Raw genomic sequence first — 18,608 nt, forward strand, 5'->3', positions numbered from 1 at the left:
ACCCATCGATGACCGAACATGAACCGCTCGCCGACAGAGTGCTGTTGGTCAGCGGCGGAACACAGGGCATCGGCGCGGCGATCGTCCGTGCTGCCGCCGAGGCGGGCGCCCGGGTCGCGTTCAGCGGGCGCAACGCGGAGAAGGGCAAACAACTGGCTGCCGAATTCGACGGACGCCCGGTCGTCTTCGTCCAGGCCGACCTGTCCGATCCAGCGGCGGCGACCGAGAGCGTGGCCGCGACGATCGCCGAGTTCGGCCGCATCGACTGCCTGGTGAACGCGGCGGGTACCACCACCCGGGGCAGTCTGCTCGACACCACCCCGGAGCTGTTCGACAGCCACATCGCCACCAACATGCGCGCTCCGTTCTTCACCATGCAGGCCGCGGTGAAGGACATGATCAGTCGTGGTGCACGGGGCAGCATCGTCAACATCATCACCATGTCGTCGTACGGTGGGCAGGCGTACCTCGCCCCGTATTCGGCGTCCAAGGCGGGCCTGGTCGGATTGACCAAGAACGCCGCGCACGCACACCGCTGGGATCGCATCCGGATCAACGGCCTCAACATCGGGTGGAGCGAGACCGAGGGTGAGACCGATGTCCAGAAGCGATTCCACGGCGCCGACGACACCTGGATCGACCAGGCCAACGCCTCGGTGCCGATGGGCAGACTCGGCCAGCCCGACGAGATCGCCGACTTCGTCGTGTTCCTGCTGTCCGACCGGAGCGGGGTGGTGACCGGCTCGGTCATCGACTGGGACCAGATAGTGATGGGTGGATTGGACTGATGGGACTGACAATCGGGGTCATCGGCCTCGGGCGGATCGGCGGATTCCATGCCGACACGCTCGCCGCCCTACCCACCGTCGACCACCTCGTCGTCACCGACGCCCACCCGGCCGCCATCGACGCGACCACTGCCCGGCTGAGCACGGCCCGAGCGGTTTCCGACGCCGACGCGCTGTTGAGCGCCGGAGTCGACGCGGTGGTCATCGCCAGCGCCACGCCGACGCACGCCGAGCTGATCGAGAAGGCCGTCACCGCCGGGGTTCCGACGCTGTGCGAGAAACCGATCGCATTGTCGGTCACGGATTCTGCCGAAGTGGTCCGCCGGGTCGCCGACTCCGGGGTACCGGTGCACATCGGGTACAACCGACGGTTCGATCCGGCAATGGCCGCGGCACGTGCGGCGGTGGCCGCCGGCGACCTCGGGTTCATCACCACCGTGCGATCGACCACCCTCGACCCGGCGCCACCGCCACGCGACTACATCGAGGCCTCGGGCGGCATCTTCCGGGACTGCGCAGTGCACGATTTCGACACGCTGCGTTGGCTTCTCGACGACGAGGTGGTCGAGGTGTACGCCGCGGGCGCCAACCAGGGCGACCCGCATTTCGCGGAGGTCGGCGACGTCGACTCCGCGTCGGTCCTGCTGACCTTCGCATCCGGCACCATCGGTGTGGTGTCGGTGACCCGCTACAACGGCCGCGGTTACGACTGCCGGCTCGAGGTGCACGGCAGCACCGATTCCGTCGTCGCAGGCTGGGATGACGGCACCCCCGTCCGGAACCTGCAGCCGGGCTGCGACTTTCCCGGCGGTACCCCGCACGCGTTCTTCATGGACCGATTCGCCGCCGCGTACCGCGCCGAGCTGACCGCATTCTGTGACACCGTCACCGGTGACGGATCGCCCGCGCTCTGCACTGCCCACGACGCTCTCGAGGTCGCGGTGATCGCCGAGGCGGCCACGCGATCGGCCGCCACCCACCGACCCGTCCGCACCGATGAGCTACGGGCGCAACACGTTACCGCACAACGACAGTGAGGACCCCCGACATGACCAGCGCCGACACGACCACCGGCAGACTGCGTATCGCCGCCGCGCCCATCTCCTGGGGAGTCTGCGAGGTCCCCGGATGGGGATACCAGCTCAGCCCGGAGCGGGTTCTCGGCGAGATGCGCGAACTCGGTGTCACCGCCGCCGAGACCGGCCCCGAGGGGTTCCTACCCACATCGCCCGCGGAGTTGCGCGACACCCTGGCCTCCTACGACCTCCGCTGCGTCGGATCGTTCGTGCCGGTCGTCCTGCACAAGTCCGACCACGATCCGGCCCCGGCGGTGAACGAGGTCCTCGACCGGCTCGAGACCTCTGGCGGCGACGTCCTCGTCCTCGCCGCGGCGACCGGCGTCGACGGCTACGACGACCGGCCGGATCTGACCGAGGAGGACTGGACGACGTTGCTCGCCAACCTCGATCGCCTCGGCGACCTGGCGACGGAGCGCGGTGTCACCGCCGCGCTGCATCCGCACGTGGGCACGATGATCGAGAAGCGCGACGAGGTCTACCGCGTGCTCGAGAACTCGACGATCGGCCTGTGCCTCGACACCGGCCATCTGTTGATCGGGGGTACCGACCCTCTCGAGGTCACCCAGGCGTTCACTGACCGCATCACGCACGCACACCTCAAGGATGTCAAGGTCGAGCTCGCCGAACAGGTGCAGCGCGGTGAGATCACCTACACCGACGCGGTGGCCCAGGGTATGTACGTGCCACTCGGCGCCGGTGAAGCCCATATCGCACGTGTTGTCGGAACCCTCGTCGATGCCGGCTTCAACGGATGGTACGTCCTCGAGCAGGACACGATTCTCGCCGACGAGTCCGACGGCGACGCCGCCGCAGGCAACGTCGCGGTGTCGATGTCGTTCCTGCGCAAAGCTGCTCAGCGGCCGGTGCGGGTGTGACCGCCGCATCGGCCCGCCCGCTGCGCATCGGGGTGCTCGGCGCGTCCCGTATCGCCGAGTCGGCGATCGTCGGCCCGGCGCAGGCGTTGGGCCACCGCCTGGTCGCGGTGGCCGCGCGTGACCGCGGCAGGGCCGAGGCGTTCGCGGGCAAGTACGGCGTGGAGCGAGTCCTCGACACGTACCAGGATGTGATCGACGACCCCGAGGTCGACGTCGTCTACAACCCGCTGGCAAACGCTTTGCACGGACCGTGGAACCTCGCCGCGGTGCGTGCAGGCAAGCCCGTTCTCAGCGAGAAGCCGTTCGCACGCAACGAGTCCGAGGCGCGGCAGGTCGCCGCGGCCGCCCAGGCCGCAGGCGTTCCGATCCTCGAGGGATTCCACTACCTCTTCCATCCGCTCATGGCGCGAACCTTCGAGCTGCTCGACAGCGGGTCGATCGGCGCGGTGCGTCACGTGGAGGTGGTGATGGCGATGCCCTCCCCCGGCGACGAGGATCCGCGGTGGTCCTACGATCTCGCGGGCGGCGCGCTGATGGACCTCGGCTGCTACTCACTGCACGTCTCGCGAGTCTTGGGCCCCTGGTGCGGTGGCGCGCCGGAGATCGCGGGCGGACGAGCCGTGCTCCGCGGACCGCAGATCGACCAATCCGCGGTTCTCGACATCCGATATCCCAACGGCGCGACCGGAACCCATGCGATCTCCATGGTCGCAGGCGAGTACGTATTCAGCCTCCGGATCGTCGGCGACGACGGGAGTCTGTACCTCCACGACTACCTCGCTCCCAGCCGCGACGACCGCCTGACCGTGGTGTCGTCGTCGGGTGGGGCGGTCGCCGTCGAACATCTCGGCACCCGATCGACCTACACCTACCAGCTCGAGGCGTTGGCGATCGCGATCACGCACGGCACCGCGCTACTCATCGGTCTCGACGACGCCGTCGAGAACATGCGGTACCTCGACGACGCCTATCGCGCGATCGGTCTCGATCCGCGGTGACGTCGAGGCCGAAGCGCTAGTCGACGGACAAACCCCGCACCAGCTTGCCGGCCTCCCGCGCCTTGATCGTCCAAACCTCCTGAGCCTCGGCGGGTAGCGCGATGTAGATCGCATCGACCTCCGGGTCGTCGATGAGGTCTTCGTAGAGTCCGTAGCTGACCAGGATGCCCAGCCGGTCGGCGATCTCCCATGCGACCGCGGTGGATGCGCTCGCGACCACCTCGATCGGACCCGAGACCACCCCGGGTGTACCCAGCTCACGAACCAGTGTGTCGTCGCAGGTGTCCGCCAACAGCCCCCAACGGACGCGTTCGCGGCCGGCATCGACGAGATCGGGATCCGTTCCGGCGGGCGGTGCCGTGGTCCCGCGCACCATCAACTCCGGCTCCAGCGCGATCGCCCCGTAGAAGCCGAGTCCGCCCGTGTTCGGGGGGCGCTCGGAATCTCCGACGAGCGACGCGACCGCGTCCAAGGCGGCGTTGCCCAGGCCCGCCACGTCCTGGCGGATCGTCGTGAGGTTCACATGTCCGAGTACCATGTGCGGGCCGTCGTCGTAGCCGACCACGGACAGGTCGTCGGGGACACGAATACCGTTGTGTCGCATGACTTCGATGAATCCGACGGCCATCCGGTCGTTGGCCAGGAAGACCGCGGTCGGCAGGTTCCCCTCGGCGAGCAGCCGCTCCGCCGCCAGTGCTCCCGCCTCCTCGGTGTAGTCGCCGACCAGGGTCCGGCATTCGTCGCGGAACCCGGCCGCGGTCATCGCGCCGAGGTATCCGCGCAGGCGCTCGGCAGCGCAGGGATGATCGCCGCCCTCGATGTGGGCAATCGCGGTGTGCCCGAGATCGATCAGATGCTGAACCGCCATCTGCGCGCCGCGCCATTCGTCGGTTCCGACGGTCACGGCGACGAGATCCGGGATCCGCTCACCGACCACGACGATCGGCACGTCGCACACGAATCGATCGCCGTGCTCGGCGCCCACGACGATGATCGCCGCACACCCCTGATCCGCGAGATCCGCCACCGCACGTACCCGCGTCCGTTTCGCGCCGTGCAGTGCGAGCGACAACCGGTAGCCGACCAGGTCTGCCGCCGCATACAGTTCGGCGACCAGATCCGCCTCGAACGGGCTCGACGCACCGAACACCACCCCGACCAGACGTCCGCCCGACTTGTCCCCCTGAACCATGACCGGTCCTTTCTCCTGCCTCACAACGTATCCCGCCCGTTCACCGGAATGTGGTGGAAACGCGATCCCGCCCGGTCCACGGATGGGCCGGGCGGGATCACATCGGACTCGGTTTCAGCGACGCAGTTCGTGACTCAACGTGTCGAGTTCGTCGCCGCCTGCCATCTGCTGGGTGAGCTCGTCGAGGGTGATCTCGTCGTAGGTGCAGTCCAGCTTCTGGCGCCCGCGGTTGAGCAGCACGAAGTGGTCGCCGACCATGTGCGCGTGGTGCGGATTGTGCGTGATGAAGACGACGCCGAAACCCTGATCGCGCGCTGCCGAGATGTACCGCAGCACCGTGCCCGACTGCTTGACGCCCAGGGCGGCGGTCGGCTCGTCGAGGATGAGCACGCGGGCGCCGAAGTAGATCGCTCGCGAGATCGCCACGCACTGACGCTGACCGCCCGAGAGTGAACCGATCGGTGCGTCCACGTCGGGCAGGTCGATGCCCATCTTGAACAGCTCTTCCTTGGTGGTCGCCCGCATCGACTGGATGTCGAGCATCCGGAACGGCCCCTTGCGCAGCTCCTGACCGAGGAAGAAATTGCGCCACACCGGCATCAGGCCGACGACCGCGAGGTCCTGGTACACAGTGGCGATGCCGGTCTCGAGGGCGTGCTTGGGAGATTCGAGCCTCGTCTCCTCGCCGTCGATGAGCAGTTCACCCTCGGTCTGCTGATGCAGGCCGGCCATGATCTTGATCAGGGTGGACTTGCCTGCGCCGTTGTCGCCGAGCACGCAGGTCACCTCGCCCGCGTTGACCCGCAGACTGATGTCCTTGAGCGCGATGATCGCGCCGTAGGACTTGCCGACGTTGCGGAGCTCGATCAGTGGCACCTTGCCCCCGCTGGATTCCGATTCGGGTCGCGTCTCGATTGCTGAACTCATTGTCGTGTCACCTCTTGGCCGCGTAGTTGCGGAAACTGTTGTTGGCGATCACCGCGAAGAGCAGCATCGCGCCCATGAAGAACTTGAACCAGTCGGGATTCCACCCGGCGTAGACGATGCCCTGGTTCACCATGCCGAAGATGAAGGCACCGATCGCCGCGCCGACCGCGGTTCCGTACCCGCCGGTGAGCAGGCACCCGCCCACCACCGCGGCGATGATGTAGAAGAACTCGTTGCCCACACCCTGCCCGGACTGCACGGTGTCGAAGGCGAACAGCAGGTGCATACCGACGAACCAGGCGCAGAACCCGACGAACATGAACATGCCGATCTTCACCTTGGTGACCGGCACACCGACCGCACGTGCCGACTCCTGGCCGCCGCCGACGGCGAAGATCCAGTTGCCGACGCGGGTTCGCATCAGCACCCAGGTGGCCACCAGCGTGAACAGAATCCACCAGACGACGGTGATGCGCACCGACACCCCGAAGAGATCGAACGAGGAGGCGAACACCTTCTGCGCGGAATCGTAGCCCTGCATGTCCGAGATGGACGGCGTCGCGACCTGCCCCGTGACCAGCTTGGTCACCGCCAGGTTGATACCCGTCAACATCAGGAACGTCGACAAAGTGATCAGGAACGACGGGATCTTCGTCTTCATCACCAGATAGCCGTTGAAGAATCCGACGGCGAGCGCCAGCACGAGGGCGAGGACTGCTCCGAGCCAGACGTTGAGGTGCAGGTTGTAGGCGAGCATCGAGGCCGCAAGAGACGAGAACGTCACGGCGACACCGGTCGAGAGGTCAAACTCTCCACCGATCATCAGGACCGCGACACCGCAGGCCATGATGCCGATCGTCGAGCTCGCGTACAGGATGGTGGCCAACGCCTCCGGGGTCCGGAACGGCGCGGCGACGATGCAGAAGAAGATGAAGATCGCGATCGCGCCGAACAGGGCGCCGATCTCCGGCCTAACCAGCAAACGCTGCCACGGCTTCTGCCGCTTCACCCGTTCATCGGTGACGACCTTGTGCGTGGACAGGTCGAGATCAGTGTGTGTACTCATCGGATTCCTCGTGGTTCCTGTGGCGGGACCCGCGTCAGCGAGTGCCGCCCTTGGCGTACTCGGCGACCTTGTCGATGTTCGACTTGTCGATGAAGGCAGGACCGGTGAGCACAGCTTCACCGCCGCCGATGGTGTTCCCGTTGGTCAGATAGAGCCACAGGGAGTCGACCGCTTCGTAGCCCTGCAGATACGGCTGCTGGTCGACGGCCCACTGCACGTCACCGTTCTGGATGAGCGGTACCAGGGCGGCATTGGTGTCGAAGGTGACGATCTGGGCGTCGGAGCCGGCGTTGCCCTTGGACTGGACGGCCGTCTGCGCGATCGGCGCGCCGAGGGTCACGACCGTGTCGATGGACGGATCCTGCTGCAACTTCGCGGTCATGGTCGCCTCGACGGACGGCATGTCCTTGCTGTTGACGTTGAGGATCTCGAAGCCGCCGCCGGTGAAGCCCTGCTTGACACCCGCACAGCGGGATTCGAGGGCCACCTGCCCCTGCTCCTGGATGACGCACAGGACCTTCTTGCGCCCCTCCTTCGCGAGGCGCTCGCCCGCCGTCTTGCCTGCGAGGGTCTCGTCCTGGCCGAAGTACTGCTGGACGCCCATCGCCTTCCAGTCGTCGTAGCCGGAGTTGAACGCGACCACCGGGATGCCTGCGTCGATTGCCTTCTTCACGGCCGGGGCCATCGCGTCCGGCTTGGCCAGCGTCAGAGCGATGCCGTCGACCTTGCTGTCGATCGCCGTCTGCACCAGGTTCGCCTGGTTCGGCGCCTCGGGATCAGCGGAGTACTGGAGATTGATGTTGTCCTTCTTGGCGGCCATCTCGGCGCCCTTGCGGATCAGATCCCAGAACGAGTCACCCGGGACCTCATGGGTGATCATCGCGATGGTCTTGGTCGGCGTGCCGGCGTTGCCCGCGCCGCCGCCCCCGTCGTCGTTGTCGTCCGGGGCACCGCCGGTGCTGGAACAACCCGCGACAATCAGCACCGCGGACGACAGGGCGGCGGCGATTCCGATCAGCCGACGCGGCCGGCCTGTCCGGCGACCTTCCGTGGAATCCATCGTTGTCTCTTCCCTTCGCTATACAGAGTGTTCGAAGGAGCACTCTCCTGGTCATGATGTAATACCCGTCACATGGCTGCTGTCAAGACTTTGTAAGGACATTCTGATCTGAAGAGAAGAATTCATCGCGGCCCGACGGCCCGTGCGCCCGCCCCGGAGGGCAGCCGCAGGACGCCGAGCACGCACACCACCATCACGATGGCGAGCAACAGGAAGGCGGCCGAGTACGCGCCCGCCGGGAGCCCCTCGACGACCGCGAACGCGGACACCGCAACGGCCCCGAGAGCGACCCCGAACGCGGCGCCCAACTCCTGGACCGCCGCGTGCACGGCGTTGGCGTCACTGAGCTCACCCGCGTCGACGTCGGCGAAGGCCAGAGTGTTGTACGCCGAGAAGCCGACCGAGCGCAGCGCACCCGAAACCACCAGCACCGCCGCGATCAGCACCGCTGACGTCGCCTCCCCCAGCACCGCGAGACCGACGAACGCGACGACCGACATCAGCAGGTCGATCAACAGGACCCGCCGGATGCCCCACCGCCGCATGATCGGTGTCGTGAGCGGTTTGATGACGACATTCCCGGCGAACAGGGCTGTCACCATGGCTCCCGCGGCGACCGGCGTCCACCCGAACTGCAGCTGGAACATCAGCGGCAACAGGAAGGGAACGGCGCTGATCGCCACCCGGTAAACGGTTCCGAAGCCCACCACGAACGCGAACGACGACACATGCAGCACCCGGAGATCGAGCAGCGGATGGGGCGAGGTCCGCATCCGCCGCACCGCGGCCGTGCCGAGGATCGCGGCACCGCCGACACCCGCCGCCACCACCGTCCACCGCGGAGAGTCGGCCGAGACCTCTTGTGCGGCCAGCATCGCGGCGCCGACCGCGAGCGTCGTCAATGCGACCCCGAGCAGATCGAGAGGTCGACGACCGACGTCGGTCTCCGACGGCCGGCACCAGACGGCCGCGGCCACCAGTCCGGCCGCGCCGATCGGGATGTTGATGGCAAAGATGAGCCGCCAGTCCGCGTGCGTCACGATCAACCCACCGATCAGTGGCGCCACCACCGGCGCGATCAGGGCCGGCCACGTCAGGTAGGCGATGGCCCGGACCAGCTGGGCGCGCTCGACGGTGCGCAGCACGGCGAGCCTGCCGACCGGCACCATCATGGCGCCACCAGCCGCTTGCAGGACGCGCATCGCGACCAGGCTCGAGAGATCGGGCGCGAGCGCGCATCCCGCGGATGCGAGGGTGAACACCGCACCCGCGACGAGGAACACCCGACGTACGCCGAACCGGTCGGCGACCCACCCCGACAACGGGATCAGCACGGCCAGGGTGATCAGGTAGGCGGTCACCACGATGCTCGCGTCGAGCGGCCGGACCCCGAGATCCGCGGCGATCGCCGGGAGCGCGGTGGCGACGATCGTCGCGTCGAGAATCTCCATGAAGAGCGCGCCGGCGCCCAACAAGGCGAGCGCGTAGGGGAAGGCCACGGGTGGAGACGCCCGTGGCCGGCGACCGGACCGGTCGATCACCCGTGCGTATCGGGCGAGACCCAGGTGCCCTCACGGACCGATGTCGTCATCGCGTCGAGCACCTGGGCGCTGCGGACCGCGTCGTCGATGGTCGCGCCGTGACTTGTCTTGTCGCGTACCGAGGCACAGAAGCGGGCCGCTTCGATGACCTTGAGGTCGTCGTAGCTCATCGGATTGGCGGCGCCGGGCTGGAACGCGGCGTAGTCACCCGCACCCGGACCCACGAACCTCGTGGCCACCGCAAGGTCCTGATAATCGTGACCGTTGCCGACCTCGAGTTCACCCATGCGTCGATAGTCCCACCGCACGACGCCCTCGGTGCCGTGGATCTCGAAGCCGTAGGAGTTCTGCGCCCCCACCGACACTCGACTCGCCTCCAGCACGCACCGCGCACCCGAGGCCAGCCGCATCTGCGCGGAGACGTAGTCCTCGTTCTCCACCGGGCCGCGTTCACCGCCGGACGCGAGTTGGTGGCCCGACGTCGAACCGGTCGGCCGTGGTCGTTCGGAGACGAAGATCGCGGTGTCGGCCACCACCGATTCGATGTCGCCCAGCAGGAACCACACCAGGTCCGCACCATGCGACGCCAGGTCGCCGAGGACTCCGTTGCCACCGCGTGCACGCTGGAAACGCCAGCTCAGCGCACCGTCGGGATGGGCGGCGTAATCGCTGAACAACCGGAAACGGGCATGGGTCACCTCGCCGATCCCGCCGGCCGCGATCATCTCGCGTGCCGCCGCGACGGCAGGCACGTTGCGGTAGTTGAAACCGACCGCGGTCTGTACTCCGGCGGCCCGCGCCGCGGTGGCCACGGCTCGCGCGTCGTCGGCGGACAGACCCACCGGCTTCTCGATCCAGAGGTGTTTGCCCGCGCCGACCACGGCACAGCCGATCTCCCGGTGTAAGAAGTTGGGGGCGGTGACGCTGACGGCACCGATCGCCGGGTCGTCGACCACGTCGTGCCAGTCCGCGACGGTGGACGGCACGTCGAATTGAGCAGCGGCCTCGTCGGCCCGCTCGGCGACCTCGTCGGCGATCACCATCAGCTTCGGCACCGGCGTCAGCTGCGGATAATGGTGACGAACCCGTGCGTAGGCCTGCGCATGGGCGCGACCCATCCAGCCGAAGCCGACGATGCCGACAGGCAGGATCACGCCTGCGTCCCCGCGTTCGGTGGCGGTGGCGTCGGTAGCGGTGTCCACTGTCATCTCCAGTTCCCTTCGACAAAGCCCGATCGGGCCGTGTGATCTCGGACACCACTATGCCAGGTAAGAATGTCAGGACAAAGTCTTGACTTTGCCTTGTGAACTGACGCACAGTGGATGGCAATGGACGTCCCGGCCCGCATGTCCCATCGAGGGCCCTCACCCGACCGACCACGAGCAGGGAGCAGTACGTGACCGCACAGCAACAATCCCGTCTGGGCGAGACAACTCATTTCGATGTGCTGGCCATCGGCCGCAGTGGTGTCGACATCTACCCCCAGCAGATCGGGGTCGGCCTCGAAGAGGTCACCAGCTTCGGCAAGTTCCTCGGTGGCAGTGCGGCGAACGTGACCGTCGCCGCAGCGCGACTCGGCGAGCGCAGCGCACTCATCTCGGGTGTCGGCGACGACCCGTTCGGGCGGTTCGTGCGCTCGGAGCTGGTTCGCTTGGGGGTCGACAATCGGTTCGTCGGGATCGACGACGAGTACGCCACCCCCGTCACCTTCTGCGAGATCTTCCCGCCGGACGACTTCCCGCTGTACTTCTATCGCAAGCCGACCGCCCCGGATCTGCAGGTCGCGGTCGGAGATATCGACATCTCCGCGGTCCACGACGCGCGTCTGTACTGGTCGACGGTCACCGGCCTGTCCGAAGAGCCGTCACGCAGCGCTCACTTCGCCGCGTGGGAAGCGCGCGGGCGCCAGTCGCTCACGGTTCTGGATCTCGACTACCGGCCGATGTTCTGGTCCACGCCACAGGCGGCCACCGAGCAGGTCCGTCGCGCACTGTCACATGTCACGGTCGCCGTCGGGAATCGCGAGGAGTGTGAGATCGCGGTCGGCGAGACCGATCCCCACGCCGCGGCCGATGCGTTGCTCGACCTCGGTGTCGAGCTGGCGATCGTCAAGCAGGGCCCCAAGGGAGTGCTGGGCAAGACCCGCACGGAGACCGTCGAGGTCGCACCCATGCCGGTCGACGTCGTGAACGGACTCGGCGCGGGCGACAGCTTCGGCGGCAGCCTCTGTCACGGATTGCTCGAGGGCTGGCCATTGGAGAAGATCTTGCGCCACGCCAATGCGGCCGGCGCCATCGTGGCCGGCCGACTCGAGTGTTCGACCGCCATGCCCACCGCCGACGAGGTCGCCGAGCTCGCCACCACCACTGAGGAGAAGATCAATGTCTGAGGTCGCGACGCCCGCAGGCCCACCCGGAGCCGTGGTCGACCGCAATGGCGTCGCGGCCGCGCCGTGCTCGACCTATGCCGAGGTGACCGCCGTCCGGGCGACCCACCCGCAGGCCATCGCCGAGGCATGGGCCCGGCGGCGCCGCCGCGCGACGGTGACCGGTGCCGACCGCCTCATGATCGTCGCGGCCGATCACCCGGCTCGCGGCGCACTCGCCGTCGGGTCGAATCCGACCGCGATGAACAGCCGTTCCGATCTGCTCGACCGCCTGCGCACCGCCCTGGCGAACCCCGGCGTCGACGGCGTGCTGGCCACCTCCGACATCCTGGAGGACCTGCTGCTGCTCGGCGCGCTCGAGGACAAGGTCGTGTTCTCCTCGATGAACCGCGGTGGCCTCGCGGGTGCGTCTTTCGAGCTCGACGATCGCATGACCTCGGCGACCGCGGCCTGGACCATCGACGCAGGTCTCAACGGCGCGAAGATGCTGTGCCGGGTGGACCTGGCCGACGAGGGCACGCTGAACATGATGACCGCGTGCGCCGCTGCCGTCGACGAGCTCGCCGCCGGTGGATCGATCGCCATGCTCGAGCCGTTCTTGTCGTCACGCATCGACGGCAAGGTGCGCAACGACCTGACCGCCGACGCGGTGATCAAGTCGATGCACATCGTGCAGGGCCTCGGCTCGACGTCGGCCTACACCTGGCTCAAGTTGCCGGTGGTCGACGAGATGGAACGCGTGATGGACGCCACGACGCTGCCGACCCTGCTGCTCGGCGGCGACCCGCAGACCGCACCGGACGAGACATTCGCGAGTTGGGAACGCGCCCTGCGTATCCCATCGGTGCGCGGTCTGATCGTGGGCCGCACGCTGCTCTACCCGAGCGACGACGACGTGGCCACCGCGGTCGACACCGCGGTCAACCTGGTGAGGTGAGTCGATGAACAGCAAGTACTACATCCCGACGCGGTCTGCCACCGCACCGCTGACGGTCGACGTGACACCGGAATCGGCGGGCTGGACAGAATCCTCGCTGTTCGTCGTCGAACTCGGTGCCGGCGAGACGATCACGCGGCGGTCCGGTGAAGACGAGATCATCGTCGTGCCGCTGTCCGGCTCGGCAACCGTGACCTCCGGCGACCGCTCCTTCGAGTTGGCCGGGCGCGCAAGCGTGTTCGATGGTCCGAGCGACTTCGTCTACGTCGGTCGGGATTCCGAGTTCACCGTGACGAGCGAGGCGGGCGGGCGCTTCGCCCTCTGCGGCGCCAGGGCCGCGACGTCACTGCCGTTCCGGTACGTGCCGGCCGCCGACGTCCCGGTGGAACTGCGCGGTGCAGGCAATTGCAGCAGGCAGGTGCACAACTTCGGTACCGCAGACGCATTCGAGGCCGACTCGATCATCGCCTGCGAGGTCATCACCCCCGGCGGCAACTGGTCGAGTTACCCGGCTCACAAGCATGACGAGAACAGCGAGAACGAGTCCCAACTCGAAGAGATCTACTACTTCGAGATCGCCAACGGTCCCGACGGTTCGCCGGGGTTCGGCTATCACCGCGTTTACGGCACGCCGCAACGCCCGATCGAGGTGCTCGAAGAGGTACGCAGCGGCGACGTGGTCCTGGTCCCGCACGGCTACCACGGGCCGTCCATCGCCGCGCCCGGCTACCACATGTACTACCTGAACGTGATGGCCGGATCGGGCGAACGCACCTGGAAGATCTGCGACGACCCCGACCACACCTGGTTGCGCGAGAGTTGGGAACACCAGGACATCGATCCGCGACTCCCGCTGCACGAGAAACCATCCCGCTGATGATCTCGATCACCCACCATCCACACCGACGAGAAAGAAGCAATCGTGGCACCGATCAATCAGGGACGAGACGGCGGCGTGACCGGCGTGCGGACTCCTCACGGTGAACCGACCGTCCGGCTGACCGTCGCCCAGGCGACGGTGCGATTCCTCGCCAATCAGTACGTGGAGCGCGACGGCGAGCGGACCAAGTTCTTCGCCGGCTGTTTCGGCATCTTCGGTCACGGCAACGTCGCCGGTCTCGGTCAGGCATTGCTGCAGAACGAGATCGACGATGTGGACAATGGTCGTGACCTGTCACTCAAATATGTGCTCGGACGCAACGAGCAGGCGATGGTCCACTCCGCGGTCGGCTACGCCCGGATGAAGGACCGCCTGCAGGCATGGGCCGTCACCGCCTCGGTCGGCCCCGGCGCGACCAACATGCTCACCGGTGCGGCATTGGCCACCATCAACCGCATACCCGTCCTTCTCCTGCCTGCGGACACCTTCGCCACCCGGGCCACCTCTCCGGTACTGCAGGAGCTCGAACTCCCGTCGTCGGGCGACGTCACGGTGAACGACGCATTCAAACCCGTCTCCCGCTACTTCGACCGCGTGTGGCGACCCGAGCAGCTGCCCGGCGCACTCCTCGGCGCGATGCGGGTGTTGACCGACCCGGTGGAGACCGGCGCCGCCACCGTCGCCATCCCGCAGGACGTCCAGGCCGAGGCCTTCGACTGGCCGGAATCGCTGTTCGCCGAACGCACCTGGCATGTCGCCCGGCCATTGCCCGAACGCCATGTGATCGCCGAGGCCGCCGAGATCATCCGATCGGCCAAGCGTCCGCTCATCGTCGCCGGCGGCGGCGTCATCTACAGCGGCGCCACCGAGTCGCTCGCGGCGTTCTGCGCACGCACCGGCATCCCGGTCGGACAGAGTCAGGCCGGCAAGGGATCACTCCCCTACGATCACCCGCAATCGGTCGGCGCCATCGGCTCGACGGGCACCACCGCGGCCAACACCCTGGCGGCGGAGTCGGATGTGGTGATCGGCATCGGCACCCGCTACAGCGACTTCACCACCGCCTCCCGCACCGCTTTCACCGGCGACGGTGTGCGATTCGTGAACATCAATGTGGCATCGCTGGATTCGGTCAAGCACAGCGGGTACAGCGTGGTCGCCGACGCCCGCGAATCACTGGACGCGCTCGACGAACTGCTCGCCGACCACACCGTCGACGACGCCTACCGCGAACAGGTCGCGGCGCTCGCGGCCGAGTGGGACGCCATCGTCGAGGAGGCATACTCCCCGACCGCGGTCGGCACCAACATCGCCACCGGAGAGGAGGCACTGACCCAGGGAGCGGTGATCGGACTGGTCAACGAGACCTCGGACCCGCGCGACGTGGTGGTCTGCGCGGCCGGCTCCATGCCCGGCGATCTCCACAAGCTCTGGCGCACGCGCGATTCCAAGGGATACCACGTCGAGTACGGCTACTCGTGCATGGGCTACGAGGTCGCGGGCGGACTCGGCGTGAAGATGGCCTGCCCGGACCGCGACGTCTTCGTCATGGTCGGCGACGGTTCCTACCTGATGATGGCCACCGAACTGGTCACCGCCGTCCAGGAGAATCTCAAGGTGATCGTCGTCCTGGTGCAGAACCACGGTTTCGCGTCGATCGGCTCGCTGTCGGAATCGCTGGGCTCCCAACGCTTCGGCACCAACTACCGCTACCGCGGCGACAACGGCCGGCTCGAGGGTTCGACACTGCCGATCGACCTGGCCGCCAATGCCGCCTCGCTCGGTGCCGACGTCATCCGCGCGACCACGGCAGCCGAGTTCACCGACGCGGTCAAGGCGGCCAAGGCCGCCGAGCGCACCACCGTGATCCACGTCGAGACCGATCCCCTGATCGGCGCCCCGGACAGCGAATCATGGTGGGACGTACCAGTGTCGGAGACCTCGACCCTCGAATCCACACAACAGGCCCACGACGTCTACACGAAGTGGAAATCCGTCCAACGTCCATATCTGAACCCAACAAACGGAGAGTAGAAATGACCGACCCTTCGAGACGCTCGCAAGCTCACTCCTCAGGGCGAGGCTTGCGCATCGCCGTCCTCGGCGTCGGCATGATGGGTGCCGACCACGTCGCCCGCATCACCGAGCGCACCAAGGGTGCCACCGTCACCGTGCTCAACGACTACTTCCCGGAGAAGGCCGAGGATCTGGCAGCGAGCATCCCGGGTTGTCGGGTGATCAACGACCCCCTCGACGCGATCGCCGATCCCGAGGTCGATGCGGTCATCCTGGCCACCCCCGGACCGACGCACGAGAAGCAACTGTTGGCATGTCTGGAGAACGGCAAGCCGGTCATGTGCGAGAAGCCACTGACCACTGATGTCGCCACTTCGCTGGAGATCGTCAAGCGGGAGGCGGAATTGGGCCGCAAGCTGATCCAGGTCGGTTTCATGCGGCGGTTCGACCACGAGTACGAACAGCTCAAGGGCCTGATCGACGACGGTACATTCGGCCAGGTGCTGCTCGCCCACTGCGTGCACCGCAATCCGGCCGTCCCACCCAGCTTCGACAGCTCGATGATCGTCAAGGACTCGCTCGTCCACGAGGTCGACGTGACGCGATTCCTGTTCGACGAGGAGATCACCTCGGTCCAGATCATCGCCCCGGGCGCGAACCCCAATGCTCCCGAGGGACTGAAGGATCCGCAGATCGCGATCTTCACCACCGAGTCGGGTCGCCACGTGGATGTCGAATGCTTCGTCACCACTGGCGTCGCCTACGAGGTGCGCACCGAACTGGTCGGCGAACTCGGTTCGGCGTTCATCGGTCTCGATCAGGGCCTGATCCGCAAGCAGCGCAACCCGGTCCAGTCCGACACGGGCGACGGTCGCAAGATCGCCGGTCTCGTCGGCGGAGACATCACACCGTCCTTCGTCGAGCGATTCGGTCAGGCCTACGACAACGAGATCCAGCGGTGGGTCAACGCGGTGCGGGCCGGGACCAATGTCGACGGTCCGGGCGCGTGGGACGGGTACGCCGCCGCGGCCGTGTGTGCCGCAGGTGTCAAGGCGCTGGAGACCGGCGAGCGTCAGGCGGTCGATATGGTTTCCCGCGCTTCGATTCCGGGAGCCTGAGCTCGACAGCCGATCGAGTGGTCTGCGATACGCACGCTCGTTCCGCGCGCGCCACTGCGCCCCGCCGATCGAGTGGCCACCGAGCGCCCGGCGCGCGGCGGCGTATCGAGATCACGCACCCCGCCCACGACCACTCTCACCACCACAGGAGAACACCATGTCCGTGAACACCATCGGCCACTGGGTCAACAACAAGGCCTATCCCGGCACGAGCAGCAACACCGCACCGGTCACCAATCCGGCCACCGGCGAGGTCACCGGAGAGGTCGCGCTGGCCAACACCGAGGACGCCCGTGCGGTGATCGACGCCGCCGCCGCGGCCTTCCCTGCCTGGCGCGACACGTCGTTGGCCAAGCGCACCGCGGTCCTGTTCAAATTCCGCGAATTGCTCGAGGCGCGCAAGCCCGAGTTGGCCGAGATCATCACCGCCGAACACGGCAAGGTCCTCTCCGACGCCCTCGGCGAGATCAGCCGCGGCCAGGAGGTCGCCGAGTTCGCCTGCGGCATACCACATCTGCTCAAGGGCGGATTTACCGAGAACGCCTCCACCAAGGTCGACGTCTTCTCCATCCGCCAGCCGCTGGGCCCGATCGGCATCATCAGCCCGTTCAACTTCCCCGCCATGGTGCCGATGTGGTTCTTCCCCATCGCCATCGCCGCCGGCAACACCGTCGTGCTCAAGCCGTCGGAGAAGGACCCGTCGGCATCGCTGTGGCTGGCCGAGCTCTGGAAAGAAGCCGGACTGCCCGAGGGCGTGTTCAACGTCCTGCAGGGCGACAAACTCGCCGTCGACGAGCTGCTCACCAACAAAGCCATCAAGTCGATCAGCTTCGTCGGGTCCACGCCGATCGCCCAGTACGTCTACGCCACCGGCACTGCCGCGGGCAAACGCGTCCAGGCATTGGGCGGCGCCAAGAACCACGCCATCGTGCTGCCCGACGCCGACCTCGACCTGGCCGCCGACGCCATGGTCAACGCCGGCTTCGGCTCCGCAGGCGAACGCTGCATGGCCATCTCCGCCTGCGTCGCGGTCGGACCGATCGCCGACGACCTCGTCGCCAAGATCACCGAACGCGCCACCACCATCACAACCGGTGACGGCACCAAGAACTCCGACATGGGACCACTGGTCACCAAAGCCCACCGCGACAAGGTCAAGTCCTACGTCGACGCCGGCGAAAAAGACGGTGCCACCATCGTTCTCGACGGTCGCGATGTCGACGCCGACGGCGGAGCCAATGGCTTCTGGCTCGGCCCGACACTCATCGACAACGTCACCACCGACATGAGCATCTACACCGATGAGATCTTCGGCCCCGTCCTGTCCGTCGTACGCGTCGACACCTACGACGAAGCCCTCGAACTGATCAACTCCAACGAATACGGCAACGGCACTGCCATCTTCACCAACGACGGTGGCGCAGCGCGCCGTTTCCAGAACGAGGTCGAGGTCGGCATGGTCGGCATCAACGTACCCATCCCGGTCCCCATGGCCTACTACAGCTTCGGCGGCTGGAAGAACTCGCTGTTCGGCGACACCCACGCCCACGGCATGGAAGGCGTCAACTTCTTCACCCGCGGCAAAGCCATCACCAGCCGCTGGCTCGACCCCAGCCACGGCGGCCTCAACCTCGGCTTCCCGCAGAACGCCTGAGACACAGCATCGACCACAGGAGTTGCCGTTTGGCTCGCCCACCGAGCCAAACGGCAACTCCTTGTCTGAAACACCCTTGACAGATTGTAAG

16 protein-coding genes are annotated in these 18,608 nt (G+C 66.9%); 10 read left to right on the forward strand and 6 right to left on the reverse strand.

Features of this window, described 5'->3' with window-relative positions:
- The first annotated feature begins 8 nt into the window (after nucleotides 1-8).
- The 4 genes from OVA31_RS03690 to OVA31_RS03705 are packed head-to-tail and all read left to right on the forward strand — an operon-like array spanning nucleotide 9 to nucleotide 3,740.
- Nucleotides 9-788: an SDR family oxidoreductase gene (locus tag OVA31_RS03690; protein WP_267629758.1), complete on the forward strand. Its 780-nt coding sequence runs from the start codon at nucleotides 9-11 to the stop codon at nucleotides 786-788.
- Nucleotides 788-1,825: a Gfo/Idh/MocA family oxidoreductase gene (locus OVA31_RS03695; RefSeq protein WP_267629759.1), complete on the forward strand. Its 1,038-nt coding sequence runs from the start codon at nucleotides 788-790 to the stop codon at nucleotides 1,823-1,825. The genes OVA31_RS03690 and OVA31_RS03695 overlap by 1 nt, the downstream gene beginning before the upstream one ends.
- Before the next feature lie 11 nt (nucleotides 1,826-1,836).
- Nucleotides 1,837-2,742, forward strand: coding sequence for a sugar phosphate isomerase/epimerase family protein (locus OVA31_RS03700; protein WP_267629760.1), 906 nt, complete (start codon nucleotides 1,837-1,839; stop codon nucleotides 2,740-2,742).
- On the forward strand, nucleotides 2,739-3,740 hold the full coding sequence (locus OVA31_RS03705) for a Gfo/Idh/MocA family protein (RefSeq protein ID WP_267629761.1): 1,002 nt from the start codon (nucleotides 2,739-2,741) through the stop codon (nucleotides 3,738-3,740). Before OVA31_RS03700 ends, OVA31_RS03705 begins: the two co-directional genes overlap by 4 nt.
- Before the next feature lie 16 nt (nucleotides 3,741-3,756).
- Here the strand turns inward: OVA31_RS03705 and OVA31_RS03710 are convergent, their stop codons facing one another.
- The 6 genes from OVA31_RS03710 to OVA31_RS03735 form a co-directional block, all read right to left on the reverse strand.
- The gene (locus OVA31_RS03710) at nucleotides 3,757-4,932 is read right to left on the reverse strand and encodes a LacI family DNA-binding transcriptional regulator (RefSeq protein ID WP_267629762.1); all 1,176 of its coding nucleotides are present in this window, start codon (nucleotides 4,930-4,932) and stop codon (nucleotides 3,757-3,759) included.
- Between the two features lie 114 nt (nucleotides 4,933-5,046).
- Nucleotides 5,047-5,859 (reverse strand): ATP-binding cassette domain-containing protein, encoded by an 813-nt coding sequence (locus OVA31_RS03715; protein WP_267629763.1) that lies wholly within the window; start codon nucleotides 5,857-5,859, stop codon nucleotides 5,047-5,049.
- A gap of 7 nt (nucleotides 5,860-5,866) precedes the next feature.
- On the reverse strand, nucleotides 5,867-6,925 hold the full coding sequence (locus OVA31_RS03720; RefSeq protein ID WP_267629764.1) for an ABC transporter permease: 1,059 nt from the start codon (nucleotides 6,923-6,925) through the stop codon (nucleotides 5,867-5,869).
- Nucleotides 6,926-6,959: 34 nt separating this feature from the next.
- On the reverse strand, nucleotides 6,960-7,985 hold the full coding sequence (locus OVA31_RS03725; RefSeq protein WP_267629765.1) for a sugar ABC transporter substrate-binding protein: 1,026 nt from the start codon (nucleotides 7,983-7,985) through the stop codon (nucleotides 6,960-6,962).
- Between the two features lie 122 nt (nucleotides 7,986-8,107).
- Nucleotides 8,108-9,550: an MFS transporter gene (locus OVA31_RS03730; protein ID WP_420714191.1), complete on the reverse strand. Its 1,443-nt coding sequence runs from the start codon at nucleotides 9,548-9,550 to the stop codon at nucleotides 8,108-8,110.
- Complete coding sequence (locus OVA31_RS03735) at nucleotides 9,523-10,734, reverse strand: Gfo/Idh/MocA family protein (RefSeq protein WP_267629766.1); 1,212 nt, start codon at nucleotides 10,732-10,734, stop codon at nucleotides 9,523-9,525. The genes OVA31_RS03730 and OVA31_RS03735 overlap by 28 nt, the downstream gene beginning before the upstream one ends.
- 188 nt (nucleotides 10,735-10,922) lie before the next feature.
- Between OVA31_RS03735 and iolC the strand changes: the two genes are divergently transcribed.
- The 6 genes from iolC to OVA31_RS03765 all read left to right on the forward strand — a co-directional run bounded on the left by iolC (nucleotide 10,923) and on the right by OVA31_RS03765 (nucleotide 18,517).
- Nucleotides 10,923-11,915 (forward strand): 5-dehydro-2-deoxygluconokinase, encoded by a 993-nt coding sequence (gene iolC, locus OVA31_RS03740; protein WP_267629767.1) that lies wholly within the window; start codon nucleotides 10,923-10,925, stop codon nucleotides 11,913-11,915.
- The gene (locus OVA31_RS03745) at nucleotides 11,908-12,849 is read left to right on the forward strand and encodes a Cgl0159 family (beta/alpha)8-fold protein (RefSeq protein WP_267629768.1); all 942 of its coding nucleotides are present in this window, start codon (nucleotides 11,908-11,910) and stop codon (nucleotides 12,847-12,849) included. Before iolC ends, OVA31_RS03745 begins: the two co-directional genes overlap by 8 nt.
- A 4-nt stretch (nucleotides 12,850-12,853) precedes the next feature.
- Nucleotides 12,854-13,726 (forward strand): 5-deoxy-glucuronate isomerase, encoded by an 873-nt coding sequence (gene iolB, locus OVA31_RS03750; RefSeq protein WP_267629769.1) that lies wholly within the window; start codon nucleotides 12,854-12,856, stop codon nucleotides 13,724-13,726.
- 45 nt (nucleotides 13,727-13,771) lie between these two features.
- Nucleotides 13,772-15,763 carry a 3D-(3,5/4)-trihydroxycyclohexane-1,2-dione acylhydrolase (decyclizing) gene (iolD, locus tag OVA31_RS03755; protein ID WP_267629770.1) on the forward strand — a complete coding sequence of 664 codons (1,992 nt, stop codon included), beginning with the start codon at nucleotides 13,772-13,774 and terminating at the stop codon, nucleotides 15,761-15,763.
- Between the two features lie 2 nt (nucleotides 15,764-15,765).
- Nucleotides 15,766-16,863 (forward strand): Gfo/Idh/MocA family protein, encoded by a 1,098-nt coding sequence (locus OVA31_RS03760; protein WP_267629771.1) that lies wholly within the window; start codon nucleotides 15,766-15,768, stop codon nucleotides 16,861-16,863.
- Between the two features lie 157 nt (nucleotides 16,864-17,020).
- On the forward strand, nucleotides 17,021-18,517 hold the full coding sequence (locus OVA31_RS03765) for a CoA-acylating methylmalonate-semialdehyde dehydrogenase (RefSeq protein ID WP_267629772.1): 1,497 nt from the start codon (nucleotides 17,021-17,023) through the stop codon (nucleotides 18,515-18,517).
- Nucleotides 18,518-18,608: the final 91 nt, after the last annotated feature.

It is taken from the genome of Gordonia sp. SL306, assembly GCF_026625785.1.
Taxonomy (GTDB): Bacteria; Actinomycetota; Actinomycetes; order Mycobacteriales; family Mycobacteriaceae; genus Gordonia.

Coding starts and splice junctions, on each gene's coding strand:
- OVA31_RS03690 (WP_267629758.1), top strand. CDS start 9: ATGACCGAACATGAACCGCTCGCCGACAGAGTGCTGTTGGTCAGCGGC.
- OVA31_RS03695 (WP_267629759.1), top strand. CDS start 788: ATGGGACTGACAATCGGGGTCATCGGCCTCGGGCGGATCGGCGGATTC.
- OVA31_RS03700 (WP_267629760.1), top strand. CDS start 1,837: ATGACCAGCGCCGACACGACCACCGGCAGACTGCGTATCGCCGCCGCG.
- OVA31_RS03710 (WP_267629762.1), bottom strand. CDS start 4,932: ATGGTTCAGGGGGACAAGTCGGGCGGACGTCTGGTCGGGGTGGTGTTC.
- OVA31_RS03715 (WP_267629763.1), bottom strand. CDS start 5,859: ATGAGTTCAGCAATCGAGACGCGACCCGAATCGGAATCCAGCGGGGGC.
- OVA31_RS03720 (WP_267629764.1), bottom strand. CDS start 6,925: ATGAGTACACACACTGATCTCGACCTGTCCACGCACAAGGTCGTCACC.
- OVA31_RS03725 (WP_267629765.1), bottom strand. CDS start 7,985: ATGGATTCCACGGAAGGTCGCCGGACAGGCCGGCCGCGTCGGCTGATC.
- OVA31_RS03735 (WP_267629766.1), bottom strand. CDS start 10,734: ATGACAGTGGACACCGCTACCGACGCCACCGCCACCGAACGCGGGGAC.
- OVA31_RS03745 (WP_267629768.1), top strand. CDS start 11,908: ATGTCTGAGGTCGCGACGCCCGCAGGCCCACCCGGAGCCGTGGTCGAC.
- iolB (WP_267629769.1), top strand. CDS start 12,854: ATGAACAGCAAGTACTACATCCCGACGCGGTCTGCCACCGCACCGCTG.
- OVA31_RS03760 (WP_267629771.1), top strand. CDS start 15,766: ATGACCGACCCTTCGAGACGCTCGCAAGCTCACTCCTCAGGGCGAGGC.
- OVA31_RS03765 (WP_267629772.1), top strand. CDS start 17,021: ATGTCCGTGAACACCATCGGCCACTGGGTCAACAACAAGGCCTATCCC.